The sequence below is a fragment of the Paraburkholderia sp. BR10937 genome (genome assembly GCF_040965695.1).
Taxonomy (GTDB): Bacteria; Pseudomonadota; Gammaproteobacteria; order Burkholderiales; family Burkholderiaceae; genus Paraburkholderia.
Map to the genome: position 1 here is coordinate 59,617 of NZ_JBFRCL010000003.1, position 23,117 is coordinate 82,733.

Annotated in this window: 25 protein-coding genes and 1 other RNA gene; 10 read left to right on the top strand and 16 right to left on the bottom strand. The window is 67.9% G+C overall.

What is annotated here, in order from left to right; genetic code table 11:
* Positions 1-34: 34 nt before the first annotated feature.
* Positions 35-394 (bottom strand): c-type cytochrome, encoded by a 360-nt coding sequence (locus AB4Y44_RS03735; protein ID WP_342921432.1) that lies wholly within the window; start codon positions 392-394, stop codon positions 35-37.
* Positions 395-526: 132 nt separating this feature from the next.
* Complete coding sequence (gene ilvD / locus AB4Y44_RS03740; protein WP_368698748.1) at positions 527-2,200, bottom strand: dihydroxy-acid dehydratase; 1,674 nt, start codon at positions 2,198-2,200, stop codon at positions 527-529.
* Positions 2,201-2,370: 170 nt separating this feature from the next.
* Between ilvD and AB4Y44_RS03745 the strand changes: the two genes are divergently transcribed.
* A complete protein-coding gene (locus tag AB4Y44_RS03745) occupies positions 2,371-3,330 on the top strand; it encodes a LysR family transcriptional regulator (RefSeq protein WP_368698749.1) in 960 nt (319 codons plus the stop codon).
* Positions 3,331-3,577: 247 nt separating this feature from the next.
* Complete coding sequence (gene lgt, locus AB4Y44_RS03750; RefSeq protein WP_368698750.1) at positions 3,578-4,492, top strand: prolipoprotein diacylglyceryl transferase; 915 nt, start codon at positions 3,578-3,580, stop codon at positions 4,490-4,492.
* Between the two features lie 91 nt (positions 4,493-4,583).
* On the opposite strand, the gene AB4Y44_RS03755 is transcribed toward lgt, so the two are convergent.
* From AB4Y44_RS03755 to AB4Y44_RS03775, 5 genes are all read right to left on the bottom strand, one after another.
* Positions 4,584-5,318 (bottom strand): SIMPL domain-containing protein, encoded by a 735-nt coding sequence (locus tag AB4Y44_RS03755; RefSeq protein ID WP_342920911.1) that lies wholly within the window; start codon positions 5,316-5,318, stop codon positions 4,584-4,586.
* 140 nt (positions 5,319-5,458) lie between these two features.
* Positions 5,459-5,917, bottom strand: coding sequence for an EVE domain-containing protein (locus AB4Y44_RS03760; protein ID WP_342920912.1), 459 nt, complete (start codon positions 5,915-5,917; stop codon positions 5,459-5,461).
* 113 nt (positions 5,918-6,030) lie between these two features.
* Positions 6,031-6,212, bottom strand: a non-coding RNA gene (gene ssrS / locus AB4Y44_RS03765) — 6S RNA.
* A gap of 128 nt (positions 6,213-6,340) precedes the next feature.
* Positions 6,341-6,655, bottom strand: a complete 315-nt coding sequence (locus AB4Y44_RS03770) for a cell division protein ZapA (protein WP_042268772.1) — start codon at positions 6,653-6,655, stop codon at positions 6,341-6,343.
* Entirely contained in the window at positions 6,652-7,005 is a 354-nt protein-coding gene (locus AB4Y44_RS03775; protein WP_028207759.1) for a hypothetical protein, read from the bottom strand. The genes AB4Y44_RS03770 and AB4Y44_RS03775 overlap by 4 nt, the downstream gene beginning before the upstream one ends.
* A 376-nt stretch (positions 7,006-7,381) precedes the next feature.
* Here AB4Y44_RS03775 and AB4Y44_RS03780 point away from each other — a divergent pair, with 376 nt between their 5' ends.
* The 5 genes from AB4Y44_RS03780 to cobC are packed head-to-tail and all read left to right on the top strand — an operon-like array spanning position 7,382 to position 11,756.
* Positions 7,382-8,458, top strand: coding sequence for a FecCD family ABC transporter permease (locus tag AB4Y44_RS03780; RefSeq protein ID WP_368698751.1), 1,077 nt, complete (start codon positions 7,382-7,384; stop codon positions 8,456-8,458).
* Positions 8,455-9,288, top strand: a complete 834-nt coding sequence (locus tag AB4Y44_RS03785) for an ABC transporter ATP-binding protein (RefSeq protein ID WP_368698752.1) — start codon at positions 8,455-8,457, stop codon at positions 9,286-9,288. Before AB4Y44_RS03780 ends, AB4Y44_RS03785 begins: the two co-directional genes overlap by 4 nt.
* A gap of 41 nt (positions 9,289-9,329) precedes the next feature.
* Entirely contained in the window at positions 9,330-10,394 is a 1,065-nt protein-coding gene (cobT, locus tag AB4Y44_RS03790; RefSeq protein ID WP_368698753.1) for a nicotinate-nucleotide--dimethylbenzimidazole phosphoribosyltransferase, read from the top strand.
* Positions 10,395-10,404: 10 nt separating this feature from the next.
* Positions 10,405-11,181, top strand: coding sequence for an adenosylcobinamide-GDP ribazoletransferase (locus tag AB4Y44_RS03795; RefSeq protein ID WP_368698819.1), 777 nt, complete (start codon positions 10,405-10,407; stop codon positions 11,179-11,181).
* Positions 11,166-11,756, top strand: a complete 591-nt coding sequence (gene cobC, locus AB4Y44_RS03800; RefSeq protein ID WP_342920916.1) for an alpha-ribazole phosphatase — start codon at positions 11,166-11,168, stop codon at positions 11,754-11,756. Before AB4Y44_RS03795 ends, cobC begins: the two co-directional genes overlap by 16 nt.
* Positions 11,757-11,774: 18 nt before the next feature.
* On the opposite strand, the gene AB4Y44_RS03805 is transcribed toward cobC, so the two are convergent.
* From AB4Y44_RS03805 to cobU, 4 genes are read right to left on the bottom strand one after another with little or no spacing between them, the layout of a single operon-like run.
* Positions 11,775-12,683, bottom strand: coding sequence for a cobalamin-binding protein (locus tag AB4Y44_RS03805; RefSeq protein ID WP_368698754.1), 909 nt, complete (start codon positions 12,681-12,683; stop codon positions 11,775-11,777).
* Entirely contained in the window at positions 12,683-13,708 is a 1,026-nt protein-coding gene (gene cobD / locus AB4Y44_RS03810; protein ID WP_368698755.1) for a threonine-phosphate decarboxylase CobD, read from the bottom strand. Before cobD ends, AB4Y44_RS03805 begins: the two co-directional genes overlap by 1 nt.
* Complete coding sequence (gene cbiB / locus AB4Y44_RS03815) at positions 13,701-14,636, bottom strand: adenosylcobinamide-phosphate synthase CbiB (protein WP_368698820.1); 936 nt, start codon at positions 14,634-14,636, stop codon at positions 13,701-13,703. The genes cobD and cbiB overlap by 8 nt, the downstream gene beginning before the upstream one ends.
* Positions 14,636-15,190, bottom strand: a complete 555-nt coding sequence (cobU, locus tag AB4Y44_RS03820) for a bifunctional adenosylcobinamide kinase/adenosylcobinamide-phosphate guanylyltransferase (RefSeq protein ID WP_368698756.1) — start codon at positions 15,188-15,190, stop codon at positions 14,636-14,638. Before cobU ends, cbiB begins: the two co-directional genes overlap by 1 nt.
* A 139-nt stretch (positions 15,191-15,329) precedes the next feature.
* On the opposite strand from cobU, the gene AB4Y44_RS03825 reads away from it, so the two are divergent.
* Entirely contained in the window at positions 15,330-16,865 is a 1,536-nt protein-coding gene (locus AB4Y44_RS03825; protein WP_368698757.1) for a cobyric acid synthase, read from the top strand.
* A 29-nt stretch (positions 16,866-16,894) separates the two neighbouring features.
* On the opposite strand, the gene AB4Y44_RS03830 is transcribed toward AB4Y44_RS03825, so the two are convergent.
* A complete protein-coding gene (locus AB4Y44_RS03830; protein WP_342920921.1) occupies positions 16,895-17,314 on the bottom strand; it encodes a PaaI family thioesterase in 420 nt (139 codons plus the stop codon).
* A gap of 209 nt (positions 17,315-17,523) precedes the next feature.
* Here AB4Y44_RS03830 and AB4Y44_RS03835 point away from each other — a divergent pair, with 209 nt between their 5' ends.
* A complete protein-coding gene (locus tag AB4Y44_RS03835; RefSeq protein ID WP_069265443.1) occupies positions 17,524-18,150 on the top strand; it encodes a ParA family protein in 627 nt (208 codons plus the stop codon).
* A 54-nt stretch (positions 18,151-18,204) separates the two neighbouring features.
* Here the strand turns inward: AB4Y44_RS03835 and panD are convergent, their stop codons facing one another.
* The 4 genes from panD to AB4Y44_RS03855 all read right to left on the bottom strand — a co-directional run bounded on the left by panD (position 18,205) and on the right by AB4Y44_RS03855 (position 20,935).
* The gene (panD, locus tag AB4Y44_RS03840; protein WP_069265442.1) at positions 18,205-18,591 is read right to left on the bottom strand and encodes an aspartate 1-decarboxylase; all 387 of its coding nucleotides are present in this window, start codon (positions 18,589-18,591) and stop codon (positions 18,205-18,207) included.
* A 98-nt stretch (positions 18,592-18,689) separates the two neighbouring features.
* Positions 18,690-19,532, bottom strand: a complete 843-nt coding sequence (panC, locus tag AB4Y44_RS03845; protein ID WP_342920922.1) for a pantoate--beta-alanine ligase — start codon at positions 19,530-19,532, stop codon at positions 18,690-18,692.
* A 303-nt stretch (positions 19,533-19,835) separates the two neighbouring features.
* Complete coding sequence (locus tag AB4Y44_RS03850; RefSeq protein ID WP_256094748.1) at positions 19,836-20,750, bottom strand: ScpA family protein; 915 nt, start codon at positions 20,748-20,750, stop codon at positions 19,836-19,838.
* Positions 20,750-20,935, bottom strand: a complete 186-nt coding sequence (locus AB4Y44_RS03855; protein ID WP_069265440.1) for a DUF3460 family protein — start codon at positions 20,933-20,935, stop codon at positions 20,750-20,752. Before AB4Y44_RS03855 ends, AB4Y44_RS03850 begins: the two co-directional genes overlap by 1 nt.
* A gap of 468 nt (positions 20,936-21,403) precedes the next feature.
* On the opposite strand from AB4Y44_RS03855, the gene AB4Y44_RS03860 reads away from it, so the two are divergent.
* The gene (locus AB4Y44_RS03860) at positions 21,404-23,089 is read left to right on the top strand and encodes an autotransporter assembly complex family protein (protein ID WP_342921076.1); all 1,686 of its coding nucleotides are present in this window, start codon (positions 21,404-21,406) and stop codon (positions 23,087-23,089) included.
* Positions 23,090-23,117: the final 28 nt, after the last annotated feature.

The window sequence follows — 23,117 nt, forward strand, 5'->3', positions numbered from 1 at the left end:
GCCACCCGGCGAGCGCGCCATCACAGCGTTCGCCTTACTTGAGCGTGAGGATCCAGCTCGCGAGCTGGGCCGCCTGTGCGGGGTTCAGCTGCGTGTTGGCCGGCATCGGCACGGTGCCCCACACGCCGCCGCCGCCTTCCAGAATCTTGTGGGTGAGATAGGCCTGCGCGTCAGGCTTGCCCGCGTACTTCGCGGCGACATCGCGCAGGGCGGGACCCATGAAATTGCGGGTCACCGAATGGCAGCTCATGCAGTTCTGCTGCTGGGCGAGCGCGAGCCCGGCGGGGCCATGCTGCGCGCGGGCCGGGGCTGCCCCGAGCGCGCCGGCAAGGCCGATGGCGAGCGCGGCGGCGAGCGTCGCTGTCTTGTTCTTCGCTTGCGACTTCCGTTTCATACTGGTCTCCGCCCGCGTGTGCGCCGGCTGTGTCGTCGCATTATAAAAGCAAAGGGCGCACGTCCTGGACGTGCGCCCTTTGCTTTACTGGAGGCCGGGATTCGAGCGGCGCCTGGCCCGGCTTGGACCCGCCTAGCCCGTCACCGCGCCCTGGTTCGCCGGCCGCGCGAGCGCTGCGTACTTCGCCATGACACCGCGCGTGTAACGAGGCGCGGGCTGCTTCCAGGCCGCGCGCCGTCGTGCGAGTTCGGCGTCGTCCACGTTCAGTTGCAGCAGCAGCGTGTGAGCGTCGATGGTGATCGAGTCGCCTTCCTGCACGAGCGCGATCGTGCCGCCTTCGAACGCTTCCGGCGCGACGTGGCCTACCACCATGCCCCAGGTGCCGCCCGAGAAACGCCCATCGGTGATGAGCCCAACCGATTCCCCAAGCCCCTTGCCGATGATCGCCGAAGTCGGCGCGAGCATTTCCGGCATGCCGGGCCCGCCCTTCGGGCCGAGGTAGCGCAGCACGACCACGTCGCCGGCCTTGATCTTGTCTGCGAGGATGGCTTCCATCGCGCTCTGCTCGTCGTCGAACACGCGCGCCGGGCCCGTGATGACCGGATTCTTAAGGCCCGTGATCTTGGCGACCGCGCCGTGCGTCGCGAGGTTGCCCTTGAGGATCGCCAGATGGCCTTCCTTGTACAGCGCCTGACTGATGGGGAAAATCACCTTCTGGTCCGCGCGCGGCGTGGACGGCACGTCCTTGAGCTCTTCCGCGATGGTCTTGCCCGTGATGGTGATGCAGTCGCCATGCAGGAGGCCCGCGTCGAGCAGGATCTTGAGCACCTGCGGAATGCCGCCGGCCTCGTGCAGGTCGGTCGCGACGTACTGGCCCGACGGCTTCAGGTCGCAAATGACCGGCACCTTCTTGCGCATGCGCTCGAAGTCGTCAATGGTCCATTCGATTTCCGCGGCATGCGCGATGGCGAGATAGTGCAGCACGGCATTGGTCGAGCCGCCCGTCGCCATGATGAGCGCCACGGCGTTCTCGATCGACTTCTTCGTGATGATGTCGCGCGGCTTGAGATCCTGCTTGACGGCCTCGACCAGCACGCGCGCCGATTCCGCCGCCGAGTCGACCTTCTCCTGGTCGGGGTTGGCCATCGTCGACGAATACATGAGCGACATGCCGAGCGCTTCGAACGACGAGCTCATCGTATTCGCGGTGTACATGCCGCCGCACGAGCCCGTGGAAGGGCAGGCGTTTTTCTCGACGCCTTCGAAATCTTCTTCGCTCATGCGCCCCGCGGTGAATTCGCCCACGGCCTCGAACGCCGAGACGATGGTGAGGGCTTTACCCTTCCAGTTGCCCGGGCGGATCGTGCCGCCATACACGTAAATGCCGGGCACGTTGATGCGTGCGAGCGCGATCATGCCGCCGGGCATGTTTTTGTCGCAGCCGCCGATCACGACCACGCCGTCCATCCACTGGCCTTGCACGCAGGTCTCGATGCAGTCCGCGATGACTTCGCGCGAGACGAGCGAGTACTTCATGCCCTCGGTGCCCATCGACATGCCGTCCGAGATCGTGGGCGTGCCGAAGGTCTGCGGGTTCGCGTCGGCGCGCTTGATGGCGTCGACGGCCGCGTCGGCCAGGCGCTGCAGGCCGGCGTTGCACGGCGTGATGGTCGAGTGGCCATTGGCGACGCCGATCATCGGCTTGTCGAAATCGGCCTTCTCGTAGCCGAGCGCGTAATACATCGAACGGTTGGGCGAGCGGGCGACGCCTTGCGTGATGTGCTTCGAACGACGGTTATAGGGCATGGGGATCTCCGGTGAATTTCGTCTCGGATGCCGGATGTGGGTTCTGGTTCGGGGAGCGCCGGCACGTCTATCGAAGCATGCGATTTCGCGAGAACGCTGTCCAATATATTATTCGTGGTCTATTGAGTCGAAAAACATATCAACATGACCACAGCGCGAGGCCGCCGCCGATGAATCCGACGATCCCCGATCTGCGCCAGCTCCGCTATTTCGTCGCCGTGGCCGAGGAGCAGCATTTCGGCCGCGCGGCGGCGCGCCTGTCGATGACGCAGCCGCCGCTCTCGCAGGCCATTCGCGCGCTGGAGGAGACGCTGGGCGTGGAGCTGTTCGCGCGCACGCGCCGTTCGGTCGAATTGACGGCCGTGGGCGCCGATCTGCTGCCGGAGGTGAGGCGCCTGCTGGCGAGCGCGGAAGCGCTGCGGCCGCTCGCGCAGAGCCTCGCGCGCGGCGAGGCGGGCGTGCTCGCGCTGGCCTTCGTTTCGACCGCCGACTACGGCTTGCTGCCGCTCTTGCTGCGCGACTTCGGCGCGCGCTATCCGCGCGTGCGCCTGCAGCTCACCGAAGCCACGAGCGACGTGCAGGTGGAAGAGCTGGTGGCGGGCCGCATCGACGCGGGTCTCGTGATCGCCCCCGTGCCGCCGCGCCACGCGGCCCAGCTTGCTTACCAGCCGGTCGCACGCGAACCGCTCGTGCTCGCCATGCCCTCGGCACTGTCGGTGCGCCTTGGCGGCCCTTCAGCCGACGACTGGCACGACGCGCCCGTGAGCCTGCGCGATCTCGCCGATGCGCCGCTCGTCGTCTTTCCGCGCCATCTGGCCCCCGGTTTCTACGACACCATCATGGACTGCTACGGGGCGGCCGGCCTCGCGCCCCTCATCGGCCAGGAAGCGATCCAGATGCAGACGATCGTGAGCCTCGTCTCGGCCGGCATGGGCGTGGCGCTCGTGCCGCAGTCGCTGCGCCATCTGCGGCGCACGGGCGTCGTGTACCGGCCGCTCGCCGGGGCGGTGCCGGCCATCGAAACGGGGCTCGTCTGGCGCTCGGCCGAGGTGAGCCCGGTGCTCGCGGCGTTCATCGAGATCGTGCGCGCGCACGCGGCGACGGTGGGCTGGCCGTCGCGCCAGGGCTAGCCGGAAGCCGGGGCGGCCGCGTCCGTCATCTGTCACCGTTACACTCGCGGCGCAGCGCCAAGCGTGCATTTTGGTTCGCGCCCCCTCGCGTCGGCGATAATGTCACGCCGTGACACGCCGGCGGCGAACCTCGCCGCTTTGCAAACGTCCAACGCGCCTGGCCTGCCGCTTTGCCCGTTTCAGTGAGCGGCGCGGAACTGCTTACAACCCGATTTCAATCGATATCGCCGACAAGACTTCATCCACGATGCTCATCCACCCGAACTTCGACCCCGTCGCCATTCATCTGGGGCCGCTCGCCGTGCGCTGGTACGGTCTCATGTATCTCGTCGGCTTCATTCTGGCGATCGTGATCGGCCGTCTGCGCCTGCGTCTGCCGTATGTGGCCGCGCAGGGCTGGACCGCGAAAGACATCGACGACATGCTGTTCTACGGCGTGCTCGGCACGATCCTGGGCGGGCGCCTGGGCTACGTGCTGTTCTACAAGGCGAGCTGGTACTTCGCGCATCCGCTCGACATCTTCAAGGTGTGGGAGGGCGGCATGTCGTTTCACGGCGGCTTCCTCGGCGTGACCTTCGCGATGGTGCTGTTCGCGTGGCAACGCGGGCGCACCTGGCTGCAGGTCACGGACTTCGTCGCGCCGATGGTGCCCACGGGGCTCGCCTTCGGCCGCCTTGGCAACTTCATCAACGGCGAGCTGTGGGGCCGCGTGACCTCGCCCGATTCGCCGTGGGCCATGCTGTTTCCGGGCGCCGCGAACGACGACGCCGCATGGCTCGCCGCGCATCCGCAACTGGCCGCGCAGTGGCATTTGAACGAAGTGTTCGCGCAGTATCATCTGCTGCCGCGCCATCCGTCGGAACTGTACGAAATCGCGCTGGAAGGCGTTGCGCTCTTCATCGTGCTGATTCTGTTCGCGCGCAAGCCGCGCCCCGTCGGCGCGATTTCGGCCATGTTCCTGATCGGCTATGGTCTCGCGCGCTTCACGGTCGAGTTCGCACGCGAACCCGATGACTTCCTCGGCCTGCTGGCGCTCGGCCTCTCGATGGGCCAGTGGCTCTCGCTGCCGATGATCATCGTGGGCATTGGTCTGATGGCGTGGGCGTATCGCCGCGCCAAACGCGGCAACGACGGTGCGCAGGTAGCGGGCGCGAAGAGCTGACACGCACGCGGCGCATCACGCGTTTTAGCCCATGAAAATGGCCACGGTTTTCACCGTGGCCTTTTTGCTCGCGTGGCTTGTATCGCGCGCTTTACTTCATCTGCACCGAGCCGGAGACGTTGACCGTCACCGTGGACGTACCGCCTTCGAGCGGCACAGGTGCCGACATCTTCGCGTCAGCCGAAGCCGCGCGTGCGCTCATCATCATCATGGGGCGCGGCATCACGCCCGAGTGTCCCACGTTCACGTCGCGAATCGTGTAGCTGCTGTAGCCGAACGCGCGCGTGGCCGAGAGCGCCTGGTCGCGGAACGAGGCGATGGCCTGGCCCGAAAGCTTTTGCTCGGCGGCGCGCTGCGCCTCGGGTGACAGCGAGAACTGTACGTTGCCCACCTGCATGATCGACGCGAGATCGCCGGCAAGCTTCGACGCCGCCGCGAAGTCATGCGACTCGAGCACGACTTCCGTGCGGCCGCGCCAGGCGGAGATGCGCCCGTCGCGATCCGTGGAAGGGAAGATCGAGAACTGGCCGGAATGGGCGGTCACGCCCGCGACGCCTCTGGCGCGTTGGAGCGCGGAGTCGGCGCGTTGATTGAGCGTCGCGGTGAGCGAGGCCGGATCGCTCGCTTCCTGTTCGTAGAACAGCGTAATGTTGACGACGTCCTGCGGGACTTCGGCGCTCGCCTGCGCGGACAGCGAAAGCACGCCCGAGGGCTGCTGGAAGCGCGCGTCGCTTTGTGCGAACGCGGCGCCCGGCGCGAGCGTCATGGCGAGGGGAAGGGCGGCAGCCAATGCGGCGGCGAGCGTGACAGCGGTTTTTCGGTTCATTGAGGCTCCTTGCAGAACTGGCGTCGCGCGCGAGGCATACGTGGCGACGCGCGACTGTGCGCGATTGTGCTTGAAGTCGCGCACGGATGCTGTGTGCGTGCCCGGCCGCCTGCGTCGACGCAGAACCGAACCGCATCACATCACATCAGATGTTTCGTGATGAAGTTCCACTCGGCCGTCGTGACCGGCGTGATCGAAAGGCGGTTGCCCCTGGCGAGCACGCGCATGTCCGCGAGTTCCTCGTGTTCGCGCAAGGCGGCAAGAGCAATGAGCGGGCACTTCTTCTTGAACACGACGTCGACGAGCATCCAGCGTGGATTCTCGTGCGTCGATTTCGCGTCGTAGTAAGGGCTTTTCGGATCGAACTGCGTGGGATCGGGGTAAGCCGTGGACGACACCTGCGCGATGCCCGCGATGCCGGGCTCGGGGCAGCTCGAGTGATAGAACAGCACGCCGTCGCCTTGCTGCATGGTGTCGCGCATGAAATTGCGCGCCTGGTAGTTTCGTACGCCGGTCCAGGGCAGCGTGCGCTGCGGTGCGTTTGCGAGGTCGTCGATGCTTGCTTCGTCGGGTTCGGACTTCATCAGCCAGTAGCGCATGAGTCGAAGTTCACGTCGAAAGGGAAGAGGGGCGAGCGTGCATGGCGCGAAAAACGCCAATGCACGCCGCACAAAGGAAAACGGCATCGGACTGTGGTCCGATGCCGTTTGAATAGGTCCCCGCCATAGCCGCTAGGCCGGCATCCTGAACCGAGGGTTCAGAATTGGTCGCAGTTAGCAGCACTTCGGGTACATCAGACTGTGTGACGCGCACGCCCGTGCTACAAATTTCCGCAACCGTGCACATGGCATTGGTTCAAGGAATATATGACCTTGGCGAACCAGGCAGGGAAGCTGACTAAACTGGTCGGCAGCGTGTTTAGAAACGCGCGTTTCTAAACAAATCAACGCTACCTTTGAACAACATCATACCGCACGTTGCTGCGTAATACTGCGGCTTACGACCGCGGCGTACATCAGCGCTTATTGCACACCGTACTGGTGAATTACAGCGCCGAGTTGTTCGTTCATTTGGCGCATTGTACGACGGATTTCTTCGGCTGGGAATGCTTCCCCGTGACGCACGCTGGTTTGCAGGCGCAGCAGCTCCGAGGCGAGCGAGAGCGCCGCCATGACGGCGATGCGATCGGTGCCGCGCACGTTGCTGTGATTGCGGATCTTCGACATTTCGGCATCCACGCGCGCCACGGCTTCGAGCAGCGCCTGTTCCGTTTCCGGCGAACAGACGAGGCGATAGGTTTGGCCGAGTATCGTCGCTTCGATCTGCTTGGTGGTCATGCATTTTCTCCGTGGCGGGCCGCGTTGCTGTCGTCGTCGTTGCTCTGCGACGGTTCGAGCAGATCGAGCTGGTTGTCGCGCTCGTTACCTGCGCGTGCGCGTGGCAGCTTTTCGAGGATCGCGTTCAGACGCACCTGCGCATCGTCGATCTTGGCCGAGAGGGCATCGCGCTCTGCCTGCAGCGCGGCGCGCTCCTCGCGGACCTGTTCGAGTTCGGTGCGTGTTTCGTCGCATTGCGCACGCAGCTGCGCGAGTTGCTCTTCGAGTGCGAGGCGTGCTTCGTGTTGGCGCTGATTAATCTCGATCAGCCGCCCGATGTTTTGTGAGAGTGTTTCGAGTTCGTTGAGCATGTGCTGCGTCCTCTAAAGACAGGCATTCTAGCGCGGATTAACGCGTATTTTGATAATTGTGTCGTTTCCAGACGTAACAACCCGGCTTCTTACCCGAATCAGGCACAAAACCCTCGCTACGTGTGCTGCATACGCCGGGCGGGAACGTAATTTGCCAGGGCCGCGCGCAAAGCGCATCGTCTCGATCATGGTCTGCGCGTTATAACATCACGGATTCATGGTCTTTTGCCAGTGCTTTCGCGAACCGCTCGTGCCACGCGTCATGCAGAATCCCTGGCGACCAAAATACTGCGCTCTGTCGCGGCCTGCGTATACCCCTGCTGTCTTTCTGTGCGAGTTTGATTGAAATCCGCTGCCGAGTTCCCCGATGCGTTCCATGAGCCGCGATGAGTCCCATGCTGTGCCGCCTGTGCCGCCGATCCACGCGCTGCCGCGCCGCTCGATGAGCGCGCGCCGTGCGTGCACGATCTGGGGGGCGCTCGCAGCCGTGGCGCTCGTGGTGTTCGCTGCATCGCTCGCAACCGGCAGTGTGAGCGTGACGTTTGCGCAGGTGCTGGCGGCGCTTGCTCCCACGCATGACGTGCACGGCGCGCCGGACATGGCGATCGAAATCGTGCGCACGCTGCGCTTGCCGCGTGCGTTGGCGGGGTTTGCGTGTGGCGGCTTGCTCGCGCTGGCGGGCGCGCTGCTGCAGGTGCTGCTGCGCAATCCGCTTGCGGAGCCCTATGTGCTCGGCGTGTCGGGCGGCGCTGCCGCGTTCGCACTCGTGGCGATGATCGCGGGCGTGGCGTGGTGGGGCGTGCAGGCGAGCGCGTGTGCGGGCGCGTTCGTTTCGATCCTGCTCGTGCTCGGCCTTGCGCGCCGCGAGTTGTGGCGCGGCGAGCCGCAAGACAGCTCGCCGCGGCTGCTCCTGACGGGCGCGGTGACGGCGGCAGGCTGGGGCGCAGTGATCACGCTGCTGCTCACGCTCGCGCCCGACACACGTCTGCGCGGCATGCTGTTCTGGCTAACGGGCGACCTCAATGGCGCGGGCACGCCATGGCCCGCACTCGCGACGCTTGGCGTGGTCCTTGCGTGCATCGTGCCCGCCGCGCCGATGCTCAACGTGCTGCTGCGCGGCGATGCCGCTGCGCAGGCGCTCGGTGTGCCGGTGCTGCGTCTGCGCGTAGGCATTTATCTTTCCGCGTCGCTCGCGGCGGCCGCCGCCGTGACGACAGGCGGCACCATCGGCTTCGTGGGGCTCGTCGTGCCCCACATGCTGCGCCTCGCGTTCGGCAACGACCAGCGCATGCTGGTGCCCGCCGCCGCGCTCGCGGGCGGCGTGGCCGTCATGGGCGCGGACCTCGTCGCGCGTACGGTGGCGGCGCCCGCGCAGTTGCCGGTGGGCGTCGTGACCGCGCTCGCGGGCGTGCCCGTATTCCTGTGGATGCTGCTCGCGAGGCGTGGACGATGAGCGATACGCATCCATCTCTGCTCGCGGTCCACGCGCTCACGTTGCGTGCGGGAGCGCGCACGCTCGTGGAATCGCTCACGCAAAGGTTTGCCGCCGGCGAAATCTGGTGCGTGGCGGGTGCGAATGGCGCGGGCAAGACCACGTTGATCAGCGCGCTCGCGGGCCTGGGCGAGCCCTCGGCGGGATGCATCGAAGTCGAGGGCATCGCGCTCGCGCAGTGGCCGCCGGTGCGTCTCGCGCAGCGTCGCGCACTGATGCCGCAGGACCAGCGTGACGCCTTCAGCGCGAGCGTGATCGACACCGTGCTGCTCAATCGCTATCCGCATCTTTCGGGCTGGGGCTGGGAAGGCGAGGCCGATCGCGCCGCCGCGCACGCCGCGCTCGTCACGCTCGGCCTCGAAGCGTTTGCCGCGCGCGATGTGCTGTCGCTTTCGGGCGGCGAGCGCCAGCGGGTCGCGCTTGCCGCCGCGCTGTGCCAGGGCGCGCCGCTTCTGCTGCTCGACGAGCCGCTCGCGCATCTGGACCTGCATCATCAGATTGCGTGTCTCGAAGCACTCTCGCGCTGGGTGCGCAGTGAAGCACGAACGGTGCTGTTTTCGTGCCACGATCTCAATCTTGCGCGGCGCTTCGCATCGCACGCGCTCCTGCTCGACGGCCGCGGCGGTTTTCACGCGGGCCCCGTGCGCGATGTGCTCACGCCGGAACGCGCGAGCGCCGCATTCGGACATCCGCTCGTGCTGATACGCGAGGGCGCGCATGAGGCGCTTGTACCCGCACTCGTACAGACATCTTCATTACCGCATTCGCCGGGATCGAACGGCGTGCATTAGTGCGCCGCTGTCGCCCGCATAACTTCGAAACGAAATACACCATGACGTCATCGCTTACCGAACTGCTCGCCGTCGAACCGCTCGACCTCTCGTTGCGCGACGAACTGCAACGCCTCATCGACACGAAGACCAAACCGCCCGGCAGTCTCGGCCGCCTCGAAACGCTGGCGCGCCAGCTCGGCATGATCCAGGGCACGACGCGCCCGAGCGTCGAGCGTCCCGTGATGATCGTGTTCGCAGGTGACCACGGCATTGCTGCCGAAGGCGTGAGCCCATACCCGCAGGCCGTCACCGCGCAGATGGTCGCGAACTTCGTGGCAGGGGGCGCGGCCATCAACGTGTTCAGCGACGTGGCGGCACTCACGCTCGAAGTCGTCAACGCGGGCGTGGCGACGCCGCTGCCGTCGTCACCCACACTCGTCGACGTGCCCATCGCGGCCGGCACGCGCAACTTCGCGCGCGAGCGCGCCATGACGCGCGACGAAGCACTCGCCGCGCTCGCGGCAGGCGCCGGGCGCGTGCGCCATCACGCGGCACTCGGCACGAACGTGATCGGCTTTGGCGAAATGGGCATTGCGAACACGTCGTCGGCCGCTTGCCTGATGAGCCGGTTGTGCGGCGTGCCGATCGACGAATGCGTCGGGCGCGGTACGGGCCTCGACAATGCGGGCCTCGCGAAAAAGCGCAATGTGCTCGCGGCGGCGCTCGCGCATCATGCCGACGCGCGCGAGCCGCTCGACGTGCTCGCCGCGTTCGGCGGCTTCGAGATCGCGATGATGGCGGGCGCGTACCTCGAAGCGGCGCGCTCGCGCATGGCGATTCTCGTCGACGGCTTCATCGCCACTTCGGCGCTGCTCGTGGCCGACTCGCTCGCGCCGAACGTGCGCGACTACTGCGTGTTTGCGCACGCATCGAACGAAGCGGGGCACCGCCGCATGCTCGATCACTTCGGCGCGCGCGAACTGCTCACGCTCGAGCTGCGGCTGGGCGAGGGCACGGGCGCGGCGCTCGCAGTGCCGCTGCTGCGCGCGGCGGTGGCGTTCCTCAACGACATGGCGAGCTTCGAGTCGGCCGGCGTCGACAATCGCAGTGATCGCCACGCCTGAGCGCCGCGCGATGAATCCGCTTGCGGAGCTGCGTTATTTCCTTACGGCGCTGGGCTATTTCACGCGCGTGCCGGTGCCGCGCTGGGTGGGCTTCGAGCCCGCGTGGCTCAACGCGGCGGCGCGCTACTTTCCGCTCGTCGGCGCGTTGATCGGCGCGCTTGGGGCGCTCGTCTATCTCGCCGCGTTGCGCGTGTTTCCGGCGAACGTGGCCGTGCTGCTGTCGATGGCTCTCACGCTCCTCGCGACGGGCGCCTTTCACGAAGACGGTCTCGCCGACTGCCTCGACGCCTTCGGCGGCGCGTACGTCCGTGAGGACGTGCTGCGCATCATGCACGATTCGCGCATCGGCGCGTTCGGCGCGATCGGTCTCGTGGTGGCGCTCGCGCTCAAGTGGCAGACGCTCGCGGCGCTGCCGCCGGCGCGCGCCGCGATGCTGATGATCGCCGGCCACGCCGCGAGCCGCGCGTGCGCGATCAGCTATCTCGTCACGCTCGAGTATGTGCGTCCCGAGGGCAAGGCCAAGCCCGTCGCGCAGCGCATGAGCGTGCCCGCGTGGCTGTGCGCGTGCGTGTTCGGCTTGCCGTGGCTGTTCTGGCCGGCGTGGTCCGGCGCGCCCGACTGGCACGCGGGCGCCGCGACGCTCGGCGTGCTCGCCGTGTCGCGCTATGTGCTGGGGCGTTACTTCGTGCGCCGCATCGGCGGCTATACGGGCGATTGTCTCGGCTTCGCGCAACAGGTGTTCGAGATCGCCATCTACCTCGTGGGGCTCGCATGGATCTCGTTCTGATCCGCCATCCCGCCGTGGCGGTGGATGCGGGCGTGTGCTATGGCGCGAGCGACGTGCCGCTCGCGGGCGACGCGACGCAGCAGGCCGTGTCGCTCGCCGGGCGGATTGCGGCGCTTGGCGTGCGCGAACCGCAGCGTATCGAAACGAGTCCGCTCACGCGCTGCGCGAGCGTGGCGGCGGCGCTCGGCGATCTGCGCGGCCACACGCCGCAAGCCGAAGCACGCCTCGCAGAGATGGATTTCGGCGCGTGGGAGATGCAGCACTGGGACGCAATCGAGCGCGCGCAGATCGACGCATGGGCCGCGAATTTCGAGCATGCGCGCGAGCATGGCGGCGAGAGCGTCGCGCAGTTCGATGCGCGCGTAAGCAGCTGGTTCGACACGTTCGACGCGCGCGAGAAGTCCACCGTTTGGGCCGTCACGCATGCGGGCGTGATGCGCACCGTCACGGCGCGCGCGCTCGGCATGCCGCTCGCGCGCTGCGTGCGCTGGCCGCTGGAGATGGGCGCCATCGTACATTTGCGTTACGACTCGTCGAGCGCCCTGTGGCTGCTGGCGCGCTGGAACGCCTGGTGAGTCGTTTCGGAGATCGAATCAATGCGCCGCAGCGTTGCGCGAGCGGGCGAGGTCGAGATCCTTGCACAACTGCGCCGCGCCCTCGGCGATGCGCGGCGCGGGGCGCGTGAGCAGATCGCCGTCGATGGCGAAGAGATTGCCGTGCGCGACGGCGGCGAGCGCGGGCCAGGCGCGCCAGCGCTCGAGGCTCGGCAGCGGCCGGTCCGGCGACGTCGCGCCTTGCGACGCGGTGACGATCGCATCGGGATTGGCGGCGCGGACGGCTTCCGTCGACACCGTCTGCACGAGCGGTTCGAGCGCCGCGAACACGTTGCGGCCGCCGCAGAGCGTGATCACGTCGCTGATCATGTGCGAGCCGTTGAGGGTCATCAGCGGCTGATCCCAGACTTCGTAGAACACGCTCACGGGTGCGCGCTGCGCATAGTGTGCGCGCAGCTGCGCGATGTCGCGACGGTAAGCAGACGCGGCGGCCTGCGCGGTGTCTTCGGTGCCGAGCAGCACGCCGAGGCGAGTGAGCGAGGTCGCGACATCGTCGAGCTTGTGCGGCTCGCTGAAAAAGAGAGGGATGTGCAGCGCGCGCAGACGATCGAGCTGCTGCTGCGCGTTGCCGTGACGCCAGACCACGATGAGGTCGGGCTTGAGCGCGGCGATGCGCTCGAGGTCGAGCGCGCGGTTGTCGCCCACGCGCGGCACCTTTTGCGCTTCGGGCGGGTAGTCGCTGTAGGCCACGGCGCCGACCACTTTCGCGCCGCCGCCCGCGGCGTAGAGCAACTCGGTCACGTGGGGCGCGAGGCTCACTACGCGCTGCGCAGGCGCGGGGAGGGAGACGGTGCCGCCCGCGTCGTCGATGGCGGTGACGCTCGCATGCGCGGCGCACGGGAGGATCATCGCGGCCAGCAGCGCCAACGCCGTGGTGGCCGCGCGCATCAACCGATCATCCGCATGGCTTGCCCGAGTGCGCTTTCGAAGCGCTGCCACTCGCCCTCGGACGCGGGCAGGCCAAAGCGCAGGCTGGCCGGCGCGTCGAAGCGGCGCGTCCACACGGCGTGGCAGGCGAGCGCGTCCTGCAGCGCGGGCGCGCGCGGGTCCGTGATCCAGGCGAACAGCGGCGTGGCGTGCGGCGTGAAGCCGTGAGCGCGCAGCAGCGCGACGAGGCGCGCGCTGTCGGCGGCGAGGCGAATGCGCATGTCGTTCTGCCACGCGCTGTCTTCGAACGCATGGGTGACGGCGTGGCGCGCCGGCCCGCTCACGGTCCACGCGCCCAGATGCGCGCGCAACGCGGCCAGCAGGGCGGGGGCGCCGAGCGCGAATCCGCAGCGCGCGCCCGCGAGCCCGAAGAACTTGCCCGGCGAGCGCAGCACGACGAGTCCTTCCCGGCTCGTTGCGCGCGCAAGCGTTTCGGATCGCTTGTGGCCGAGGGCATCGGCAAAGGCTTCGTCGACGATCAGCGTGCCGCCGCGCGCCGCGAGTTGCGCATGCCAATGCAGCAGGTGGGCGGCAGCCAGATGCGTGGCCGTCGGATTGTTAGGATTCACCACGACGGCGTGCGTGACGGTATCGGGCAGCGTGTCCTGCGTGACGTCGAGCGGCACGATCTCATGGCCCGCGCGCGCGAATGCCGGTGCGTACTCCCCGTAAGTGAGCGGCGCGATTGCTACATGCGCGCGCGGCAACAACGCTGGCAGCGCGCGGATCGCGGCCTGACTGCCAGCCACCGCCAACACGTGGTGGGCGTCGGGCGCGCCGTAGTAGCGCGCGGCGCACGCGGCGAAGCCGTCCCCATCGTCGGGCAGGCGCCGCCATGCCGCGGACGGCACCGGCGGCACCGGGTAGCCGTGCGGATTGATGCCGGTGGAGAGGTCGATCCAGGCGTCCCAGGCGATGCCGTAACGCTGCGCGGCTTCGTGCAGATTGCCGCCGTGCGCGACGAGTGCGGCAGCGTGCTCAGACATGGGTCGCCACGCTCACGAAGGCCAGTGCGAGCAGCGCCGCGAGCCACAGAATGGTCGTGCGCTCGACGAGCCGCAAGGCAGCATCCACGTGCTGTGCTCGCGGCGGCGAGCCCGCGCCGAGCGCCGGGCGCTCCTCGAGCATGCCGTGATAAACGGCCGCGCCGCCCAGCAGCACGTTCAGGCTGCCCGCGCCGGAGGCCATGACGGGACCCGCGTTCGGGCTCTCCCAGCGATGCGCCTGTTCGCGCCAGCAGCGCAGCGCCACGCGCGTGTCGCCGAGCAGCGCGTAGCTCGCGGCCGTGAGGCGCGCGGGAATCCAGTTGAGCACGTCGTCGATGCGCGCGGCCGCCCAGCCGAAGCGCAGGAAGCGCGGCGTGCGGTAGCCCCACATGGCATCGAGCGTGTTGGCGAGGCGGAAGCCGAGGGCGCCGGGGCCGCCCGCGATCGCGAACCAGAACAGCGCGCCGAAGATCGCGTCGTTGCCGTTTTCGAGCGCCGATTCGACGGCCGCGCGCGCGAGCGCGGTGGCGTCTGCCCCGGCTGTGTCGCGCGAGACGATGCGGCCCGTCAACTCGCGCGCGGCGGCGAGGTCGCGCCGGGCGAGCGCGGCGCCGATCGGCGCGATGTGCTCCGTGAGGCTGCGCGCGCCGAGCGCGAACCAGAGCAGCGCAACGTGCAGCGCCCAGGCGAGCGGCCAGGGCAGCAGCGCGCACAGCAGCGCAGCGACGATGACGGACGGCGCAACGGCGGCGAGCCATGCGACGAGGCCGAGCGGACGGCCGCGGCGGCCCGTGTTCAGGCGCGCTTCGATGTGGTTCGCGTATTTGCCGAAGGCGACGAGCGGGTGCGCGCGGCGCGGCTCGCCGAGCCAGCGGTCCACAGCGACGCCGGCCACGGCGAGCGCGGCGGTGACGGGTAGCGAGAGCATCATGAGGTCCCGCGCGGCGCCTTGAGCACCAAAGGCAGACCCGCGGCGACGAGCGTGGCGCGGTCGGCGAGCGCCGCGATGCGCTGATTGAGGCGGCCGAGTTCGTCCACGTAAAGGCGCGTGGCCGCGCCCATCGGCACGACGCCCATGCCGATCTCGTTGCTCACCACGAGCACCGTGCCTTGCGCGCGCTCGCAGGCGGCGGCGAAGGCGTCGAGGCGCTCGCGCCAGTCGGGCAGCGGCGCGTGGGAGTCGGCAGGGCAGAGCAGGTTCGCGAGCCACAGCGTGAGACAGTCGATCAGCACACACTGGCCGGGCGCCGCCGCAGCGTCGAGTGCGTCCGCGAGATCGAGCGGCGCCTCGGCGAGCGCCCAGTGCGCGGGCCGGCGCGCGCGATGGTGGCCGATGCGCTCGGCGAACTCGGTGTCGTCCGTCACGCGCGCGGTGGCGATATAGGTGACCGGCAGGCCGCTCGCGGCCGCGAGGCGTTCGGCGTGCGCGCTCTTGCCCGAGCGCGCGCCGCCGACGATGAAGGTGAGATCGCGCGAATTCATCGCGTGATTGTAACGGCTGCGCCCAGGCTCGCCGTTGTCCCATCGGCCAATGCCGCGCCGTGGTTCTGCATCGGGCGGCGGGGCGATGGGATAATGCGCGTTCGCCTTTCCGTGACTCTTCGGCCCACCCAAGCGCTTCATGACCGCCACGCTACCCGCCGTGCCCCGCGTACCCGCCGGCACGCTGATGATCCAGGGCACGACCTCCGACGCCGGCAAGAGCACGCTCGTCGCCGGCCTGTGCCGCCTCGCGCGCCGCGCGCGTGCGCGCGTCGCGCCGTTCAAACCGCAGAACATGGCGCTCAACAGCGCCGTGACCGTGGACGGCGGCGAGATCGGCCGCGCCCAGGCGCTGCAGGCGGTCGCCGCCGGCATCGAGGCGCACACCGATCTCAATCCGGTGCTGCTCAAACCCAATAGCGACCTCGGCTCGCAGGTCATCATCCACGGCAAGGCGCGCATGAACCTGGGCGCGCGCGCGTACCAGGACTACAAGCCGCTCGCGCGCGAGGCCGTGCTGGCGTCCTATGCGCGTCTGCGCGCGCGCTACGACACGGTGTTCGTCGAAGGTGCGGGCAGCCCCGCCGAAGTGAATCTGCGCGCCAACGACATCGCCAACATGGGTTTCGCCGAGGCAGTCGATTGCCCGGTCGTGCTCGTGGCCGACATCGACCGGGGCGGCGTGTTCGCGCATCTGATCGGCACGCTGGCCTGTCTTTCGGAGAGCGAGCGCGCGCGCGTCAAAGGTTTCGTCATCAACCGCTTTCGCGGCGACCGCACGCTGCTGGAACCCGGCCTCGCCTGGCTCGAGCAGCAGACCGGCAAGCCGGTGCTGGGCGTCGTGCCGTATCTGCACGGCCTCACGCTCGACGCCGAGGACATGCTGCCGGGCGCCGCCCACAGCGGCGCCCAGGCCGGCGGCGAGACGCTGCGCGTGGTCGTGCCGGCGCTGCCGCACATCAGCAACCACACCGACTTCGACGCGCTGCGCGCCCATCCGCAGGTCGATTTCACCTATGTGCGCACGGGCGAAGCGCCGCCTGCCGCCGATCTCGTGATCCTGCCGGGCTCGAAGAACGTGCGTGACGACCTCGCGTGGCTGCGCGCCCAGGGCTGGCAGACCGCGCTCGCGCGGCATCTGCGCTATGGCGGGTGCGTGCTCGGCATTTGCGGCGGCATGCAGATGCTCGGCCGCGCGATTGCCGATCCGCATGGCGTGGAGGGCGAGCCGGGCGCGGTCGAGGGCTTCGGCTGGCTCGACTACGAGACCGTGCTCACGCGCGAAAAGACCTTGAGGAACGTGACGGGCGCGCTCGCGCTGGAGGGCGCGCAAGGGGACGCTGATGCGGACCCGGCGCGCGTGGCGGGCTACGAAATTCACATGGGCGAGACGCGTGGGCGCGCGCTTGAGTCGCCCGCGCTGTGGCTCGCTGAGGGAGACGAGGGGGCGACGCGCCCGGATGGTGCGCGCTCGGCGGACGGCCAGATATTCGCGACCTACGTGCACGGCCTCTTCGACACGCCGCAGGCCTGCGCCGCACTCTTGCGCTGGGCCGGGCTCGCGCAGGCGCGCGCGGTGGACTACCCGGCGTTGCGCGAGGCGTCGCTGGAGCGGCTCGCGGACACGCTCGCGGCGAGCCTCGATCTGGAGAAGGTGTTCGGCGTCATCGGCTAAAAGTGCAGCTAAAAGCGCGGCTGGCCGGCTCAGTAAAGCACCATCTGCGTACAGCGGAACAGCGCGATGGTCTTGCCGTCCGGGCCGCTCACGGTGGCGTCCCAGACCTGGGTGCTGCGCCCGAGGTGCACGCCCCTGGCCACGGCCGAGATCGTGCCTTCGCGCGCGGTGCCGAGATGATTGCTCTTGATCTCGATGGTCGTGAAGTTCTTCGCGTTGGGCGGCAAGTGCGCGAGGCAGGCGTAGCCGCAGGCCGTGTCGGCGAGGCCGATTACCGTGGCGGCGTGCAGGAAGCCATTGGGGGCGAGCAGGTCGCTGCGCACGTCGAGTTCGGCGCGCAGGAGGCCTTGCTCGAGGACCAGCGGCCGAAAGCCCAGCAAATCGGGCAGGCGACCGCGCTGCCGCTCGAGCAGGGATTCGATCGTGATGTCGTGGCGTAGCGTGCTCATGGTCGCTCAGTCTCCTTGATTTGATATGAACATTGCGGGTGCGCGCTCGTGGGGGGCTTCGGCGGCGCGCAATTTGCCGATAATATCGGACGGTTGATTCGGGGCGCCGGCTGGTCTGCAAGGCGCCTCGCCAGGTATCGAACAACGCATCACGCAAAAATCACGGCAATCCGGCTGGCCTTGCGCCAGCCATCCTGACGGGAGCATTCATGACGGTAATCGTGGTGGCGAATCCCAAGGGCGGCGTGGGAAAGAGCACGCTGTCCACCAATCTGGCCGGCTATTTCGCCGCACAAGGCGAGTGGGTCGCGCTCGCGGACCTCGACCGGCAGCAGTCCTCGCACGCCTGGCTCGATCTGCGGCCCGCGACGCTGCCGGCCATCGAAAGCTGGCAGGTCGATCTGGACAACCCGGCGAAGCCGCCCAAGGGACTCGAGCACGCAGTCATCGACACGCCCGCCGGCCTGCACGGCAACCGGCTCCAGGCGATCATCGAGCTGGCTGACAAGGTGATCGTGCCGCTGCAGCCCTCGATGTTCGACATTCTCGCCACCCAGGACTTCCTGAACCGCCTCGCCAAGGAAAAGTCCGTGCGCAAGGGGGCGATCCAGGTGGGCGTGGTGGGCATGCGGGTGGATGCGCGCACGCGCTCGGCCGAGCAGCTGCAGCGCTTCGTCGAGGGCCTCGAGCTGCCGGTGCTGGGCTATCTGCGTGACACGCAGAACTACGTGCAGCTCGCCGCGCACGGCCTCACGCTGTGGGACGTCGCGAAGAGCCGGGTCGAGAAGGACCTCGACCAGTGGCAGTCGATTATCGGCTGGGTCGACGGCAAATAAGCGCGCAGGTACGGCGGCGCGGGCCCGATGAGCCGCGCCGGCCAGACCCGCGTGTCAGCTCCAGGCTTGCGTGGGCACGTGGTCGCGGCTGCCCTTGATGCGGTTGTTCTCGTCTACGAATACGAGGTCAGGCTTCCAGCCGGCCTTGAGCTCTTCCTCTTCCACGTTCGCGAACGCCGCGATGATCACGAGGTCGCCCAGTTGCGCGCGGCGCGCGGCCGAACCGTTCAGCGAGATCATGCCGCTGCCGCGCTCGCCCTTGATCGCGTAGGTCGTGAAGCGCTCGCCATTGTTGATGTTCCAGATGTCGATGCGCTCGTTTTCGACGATGTTCGCCGCTTCGAGCAGGTTTTCGTCGATGGCGCACGAGCCTTCGTAGTGCAGCTCGCAGTGCGTGACCGCGACGCGGTGGATCTTCGACTTGAGCATATGGCGTTGCATGGAGGGTCTCCTCAGGCGAGCGGGCGCGCGGCCCGCCGCGGGTAAGCGGAATCTGGGGGGATTGGTTGAAAGCGGGACGGCGCGGCCGCCCGCGGCCCTCAGATCTCGAGGTTGTCGATCAGGCGCGTCGCGCCGAGCTTCGCGGCGGCCAGCACGACGAGCGGCGACTCGGCGTCGCCGGCCACGCCCGGCGCGGGCGGCAGCAGGTTCGCGCGCTTGCGGATCGCGATGTAGTCGGGCTTCCAGCCGCGCGCGGCGAGCGTCGCCATGGCGTCGAGTTCGAGCCGCTGGAAGTCGCGGCGGCCCGACAGCACCGACTCGCGGATCGCGCGCAGCACGCCCGCCAGTTGCGGCGCCTCGGCGCGCTCGGTTTCCGTGAGGTAGCGATTGCGCGAGCTGAGCGCGAGGCCGTCGGTGTCGCGCACCGTTTCGGCGGCGATCACTTCGGTCGGCAACGCGAACTGGTTGCACATCGCGCGCACGATCATGAGCTGCTGGTAGTCCTTCTTGCCGAACACGGCCACGCGCGGCTGCACGCACGACATCAGCTTCATGACGACCGTGCACACGCCCTCGAAGAAGCCGGGGCGGAATTCGCCTTCCAGAATGTCACCCAGATCGTGCGGCGGGCGCACGCGGTACTCCTGCGGCTGCGGGTACATGTCGCGCTCGGTGGGCGCGAACAGCACGTAGACGTTTTCCTTCTGCAGCTTCTCGATGTCGTCCTGAAGCGTGCGCGGATACTTGTCGAAGTCCTCGTTCGGACCGAACTGCAGCCGGTTGACGAAAATACTCGCCACGACCGGGTCGCCGTGCTGGCGCGCGAGGCGCATCAGCGAGAGATGGCCTTCGTGCAGGTTGCCCATCGTCGGCACGAACGCGGTGCGGTTTTGGCCGCGCAACTGGTCGCGCAATTCCTGAATCGAGCTAATGACTTTCATGATCGGATGCTTTATGCCTCGCGCGGGGCAAGACTGGGGTTGCACGGCCGCAAGCCAGAGGCCCGGACGAAGGGCGGCGAGCGGACGTCGCGCGCCCGGTTCGCGCGAGTGGCGCCGTGTCCCGTATATGGGACGAGACCGGGCAGGCGCGGGCGATTGTAGTGGATTTGTGAATGCGGCGCACCCGCCTCGGGTAGGGGGTTGTCCTGGCGTTCCGCTGTGCGGCCCGGCGCAGGCGCCTGCGCGATGTGGTCCTATTTATTGGCTCGCCGCGCGCGGACCCGGGCAAGGCGGGGCCGAGGATCAGGCAGGCAGGTACGCGAGCCGCACGTAGATCGGCGCGAACGGCTCGGGCTGGGTGATCTCGATGAGCGATTCGCGCGACAGCTCCAGCATGGCGATGAAGTTCACGACCACGACGGGCACGCCGCGCGTAGTGTCGAACAGCTCGGAGAACTCCATGAAGCGCTCGCCCTGGAGCCGGCGCAGGATGATGCTCATGTGCTCGCGCACCGAGAGCTCCTCGCGCGAGATCTTGTGATGCTGGACGAGCTTCGCGCGCTTGATGACGTCGGCCCACGCGGCGCGCAGGTCGTTGCTGTCCACGTCGGGAAAGCGCGGCGTGATGCTCTGCTCGATATAGACCTCGGCGCGCAGGAAGTCGCGGCCGAGCTGCGGCAGCTGGTCCAGGCGCTGGGCGGCGAGCTTCATCTGCTCGTATTCGAGCAGGCGCCGCACGAGTTCGGCGCGCGGGTCCTCGGCTTCCTCGCCGGTATCGGCCTTCTTGACCGGCAGCAGCATGCGCGACTTGATCTCGATGAGCATGGCCGCCATCAGCAGATATTCGGCCGCGAGTTCGAGGTTGGTCTTGCGCAGTTGCTCGACGTAGCCGAGGTACTGGGTCGTGACCTCCGCCATCGGGATGTCGAGGACGTTGAAGTTCTGCTTGCGGATCAGGTACAGCAGCAGGTCGAGCGGGCCTTCGAAGGTCTCGAGGAAGACTTCGAGCGCATCCGGCGGGATGTAGAGGTCCTGCGGGAGCTTGAAGAGCGGCTCGCCGTAAAGGCGTGCGAACGCGACGCCGTCGACCGTGTCGGGCGTCGAGTCGGTCGCGGGCGTGGTCAGCGCCTCACCGGGCGTTTGCCCGGCAGCGTGGCCCGCGTGACTGGCCGCGTGCTCGCCTGCTGGCGGCGCGCCGGCCCCGTCGGCCTCGGCCATCAGAAGTTCTGGTAGTAGACGTAAGACGTCTGCTTCACGCGCGAAGCCTGCTGGCGCTCGCGCTCGTCGAGGTCGATCGGCTGCTTGTCCCACAGGAGCGCGCGGCCCTTGCGTTGCTGTTCTTCGAGCTGCGGCTTTTGCTGCTTGAGCTGGTTGATGAACTGCGTGATGTCCGACTGATACATGGCTGACGTCCGTCCAGTAAGGCGGGGCGCCTGATTGCGCCGCGCCGCTAATTCTGTCGGCGGCAATTTTACCGCAAGCGAACGCCGCGGAACATCCGCCCGGGCGGATTGCATTGGCCATCCCCGAGGCCGCCCCGCGCGCGCCGTCGGCCCGGCCGCGCCCGCCGTTGTGGCACGCTTTGCACCTCCTCCTGGGGTTTTGACGCGCCGATGTGGTGAAATAACGCGTTTGCGCCCGTTGCCGCTTCCCGTGCCCTGCGCGCGAGCGGCGCAACCGGTGGCAACCAGTTCTACGACGGCCGGAGGTGGCGTTTGGCGGGATGGGTGATCGAAGCATTGTGCGCACGGCGGCGCCCCTCGCGGGCGGCGCGGCCACGGCTCGCCGCGTGCCTGATCGTGTGCCTCACCGTGTGCTCCGCCGTGGCGCCGCCCGCCCGGGCCGACATCCTGACCACCCTCCTGCCGTGGATGCGCCCGCGCACCTACTACGACGTCGAAATCCAGGCCTCCCCGCGCGACCTGCGCAAGCTGCTCGAGACGCACCTCGACATTGCGCGCTTTGCCACGCGCTCGGACGTGAACGAGGACCAGTTCGAGTTCCTCGTGACCGCGACGCCGCAGCAGGTGCGCGACCTCGCCTCGACGGCGGGCTATTTCACGCCGGTCGTACGCACCGACGTGCGCACGATCGACGGCCGGCGGCACGTGCGGGTGAGCGTCGACGCGGGGCCGCGCACGACGATTTCGTCGGTGAAGCTCGTGTTTCGCGGCCCGGTCCTCACGGAAGACCCGGCGCAGGAGAACACCGCGCGCTTCGCATTCTCGTTGCACGAAGGCGACGCCTTTACGCAGTCGGGCTGGGACGACGCCAAGAACGCCTCGCTCAAGGCGCTGCAGGCGCGCCGCTACCTCGGCGCCAAGATCACGTTTTCGGAGGCGCGCGTCGATCCGCTCAGGCATGACGCGCAACTTTCCGTAACGTTCGACAGCGGGCCGACCTTCACGCTGGGCAAGCTCGATGTGTCCGGCCCGCGGCGCTATCCGGGCTACATCATCGACAACGTGAATCCGCTTTCGCCGGGCGAAATCTACGACCTGAAGCGCGTGGCCGAACTGCAGCGCCAGGTGCAGAACACGCCGTACTACGCGAGCGTGGCGATCGACGTCGACGCGAACACGCAAAAGCCGCTCGAGACGCCCGTGCACGTGAAGGTGAGCGAGTTCCCGTACAACAACTTCCGCGGCGGCGTGGGTTATTCGACCGACACCGGCGCGCACGTCCAGGGCTCCTACACCTACCTGAACACGTTCGGGGCTGCGTGGCCGTTCCAGGTGCAGGGGCGGCTCGACCAGATCCAGAAGTTCGGTCAGGTCCAGCTTTCGATGCCGCCTGGTCCGCGCGCCTGGACCAACAGCCTCGTCGCTTCCTACACGACGACCGACGTCTCGGATACGAACATCTATAGCGCGCGTGTCGGGGTGCAGCGCACGCGCACCTCGCAAAACATCGACTACGCGTACGCGCTGATGTTCTACGACGACCGTCTCACGCAGAACGTCGGGCCGTCCTCGCGGGCCTATGCGCTCGTGCCGACCTGGGGCTGGACGCGCCGCAATGTCGACGACCCGCTCTTTCCGCGCTCGGGCAACATCATCCGCATGGAGGCGGGCCTCGCGCTCAAGAACGTGGGCGCCGAGCAGAGCTTCCTGCGCGCCTACATGCGCGGCCAGCAATACCTGCCGATCGGCCACAGCGACATCATGGTGTTCCGCGCGGAGCTGGGCGGCGTGTTCACGAGCGGCCCGTCGAACGGCATCCCCGCGTCGCTTCTGTTTCGTGCGGGCGGTTCGAACTCGGTGCGCGGCTACTCGTTCCAGAGCATCGGTAACGACCAGTCGGGCTCGATCCTGCCGACCAAGTATCTCGTCACCGGCTCAGTGGAGTACCAGCACTGGTTCAGCCACGACTGGGGCGGCGCGGCGTTCTTCGACGTCGGCACCGCCACCGATACCTGGGGCGAAAAGGAGTTCGATCCGGGCGCGGGTATCGGCGCGCGCTGGCGCAGTCCCGTCGGGCCGGTCAACCTCGATCTCGCCTATGGTTTTCGCACTCACAGCGTGCGGCCTTATCTGACACTCGGGATCGCCTTCTGATGATGACGCGCTCGCTGCTCCGCTTTTC

Coding starts and splice junctions, on each gene's coding strand:
- AB4Y44_RS03735 (WP_342921432.1), bottom strand. CDS start 394: ATGAAACGGAAGTCGCAAGCGAAGAACAAGACAGCGACGCTCGCCGCC.
- ilvD (WP_368698748.1), bottom strand. CDS start 2,200: ATGCCCTATAACCGTCGTTCGAAGCACATCACGCAAGGCGTCGCCCGC.
- AB4Y44_RS03745 (WP_368698749.1), top strand. CDS start 2,371: ATGAATCCGACGATCCCCGATCTGCGCCAGCTCCGCTATTTCGTCGCC.
- lgt (WP_368698750.1), top strand. CDS start 3,578: ATGCTCATCCACCCGAACTTCGACCCCGTCGCCATTCATCTGGGGCCG.
- AB4Y44_RS03755 (WP_342920911.1), bottom strand. CDS start 5,318: ATGAACCGAAAAACCGCTGTCACGCTCGCCGCCGCATTGGCTGCCGCC.
- AB4Y44_RS03760 (WP_342920912.1), bottom strand. CDS start 5,917: ATGCGCTACTGGCTGATGAAGTCCGAACCCGACGAAGCAAGCATCGAC.
- AB4Y44_RS03770 (WP_042268772.1), bottom strand. CDS start 6,655: ATGACCACCAAGCAGATCGAAGCGACGATACTCGGCCAAACCTATCGC.
- AB4Y44_RS03775 (WP_028207759.1), bottom strand. CDS start 7,005: ATGCTCAACGAACTCGAAACACTCTCACAAAACATCGGGCGGCTGATC.
- AB4Y44_RS03780 (WP_368698751.1), top strand. CDS start 7,382: ATGAGCCGCGATGAGTCCCATGCTGTGCCGCCTGTGCCGCCGATCCAC.
- AB4Y44_RS03785 (WP_368698752.1), top strand. CDS start 8,455: ATGAGCGATACGCATCCATCTCTGCTCGCGGTCCACGCGCTCACGTTG.
- cobT (WP_368698753.1), top strand. CDS start 9,330: ATGACGTCATCGCTTACCGAACTGCTCGCCGTCGAACCGCTCGACCTC.
- AB4Y44_RS03795 (WP_368698819.1), top strand. CDS start 10,405: ATGAATCCGCTTGCGGAGCTGCGTTATTTCCTTACGGCGCTGGGCTAT.
- cobC (WP_342920916.1), top strand. CDS start 11,166: ATGGATCTCGTTCTGATCCGCCATCCCGCCGTGGCGGTGGATGCGGGC.
- AB4Y44_RS03805 (WP_368698754.1), bottom strand. CDS start 12,683: ATGCGCGCGGCCACCACGGCGTTGGCGCTGCTGGCCGCGATGATCCTC.
- cobD (WP_368698755.1), bottom strand. CDS start 13,708: ATGTCTGAGCACGCTGCCGCACTCGTCGCGCACGGCGGCAATCTGCAC.
- cbiB (WP_368698820.1), bottom strand. CDS start 14,636: ATGCTCTCGCTACCCGTCACCGCCGCGCTCGCCGTGGCCGGCGTCGCT.
- cobU (WP_368698756.1), bottom strand. CDS start 15,190: ATGAATTCGCGCGATCTCACCTTCATCGTCGGCGGCGCGCGCTCGGGC.
- AB4Y44_RS03825 (WP_368698757.1), top strand. CDS start 15,330: ATGACCGCCACGCTACCCGCCGTGCCCCGCGTACCCGCCGGCACGCTG.
- AB4Y44_RS03830 (WP_342920921.1), bottom strand. CDS start 17,314: ATGAGCACGCTACGCCACGACATCACGATCGAATCCCTGCTCGAGCGG.
- AB4Y44_RS03835 (WP_069265443.1), top strand. CDS start 17,524: ATGACGGTAATCGTGGTGGCGAATCCCAAGGGCGGCGTGGGAAAGAGC.
- panD (WP_069265442.1), bottom strand. CDS start 18,591: ATGCAACGCCATATGCTCAAGTCGAAGATCCACCGCGTCGCGGTCACG.
- panC (WP_342920922.1), bottom strand. CDS start 19,532: ATGAAAGTCATTAGCTCGATTCAGGAATTGCGCGACCAGTTGCGCGGC.
- AB4Y44_RS03850 (WP_256094748.1), bottom strand. CDS start 20,750: ATGGCCGAGGCCGACGGGGCCGGCGCGCCGCCAGCAGGCGAGCACGCG.
- AB4Y44_RS03855 (WP_069265440.1), bottom strand. CDS start 20,935: ATGTATCAGTCGGACATCACGCAGTTCATCAACCAGCTCAAGCAGCAA.
- AB4Y44_RS03860 (WP_342921076.1), top strand. CDS start 21,404: ATGCGCCCGCGCACCTACTACGACGTCGAAATCCAGGCCTCCCCGCGC.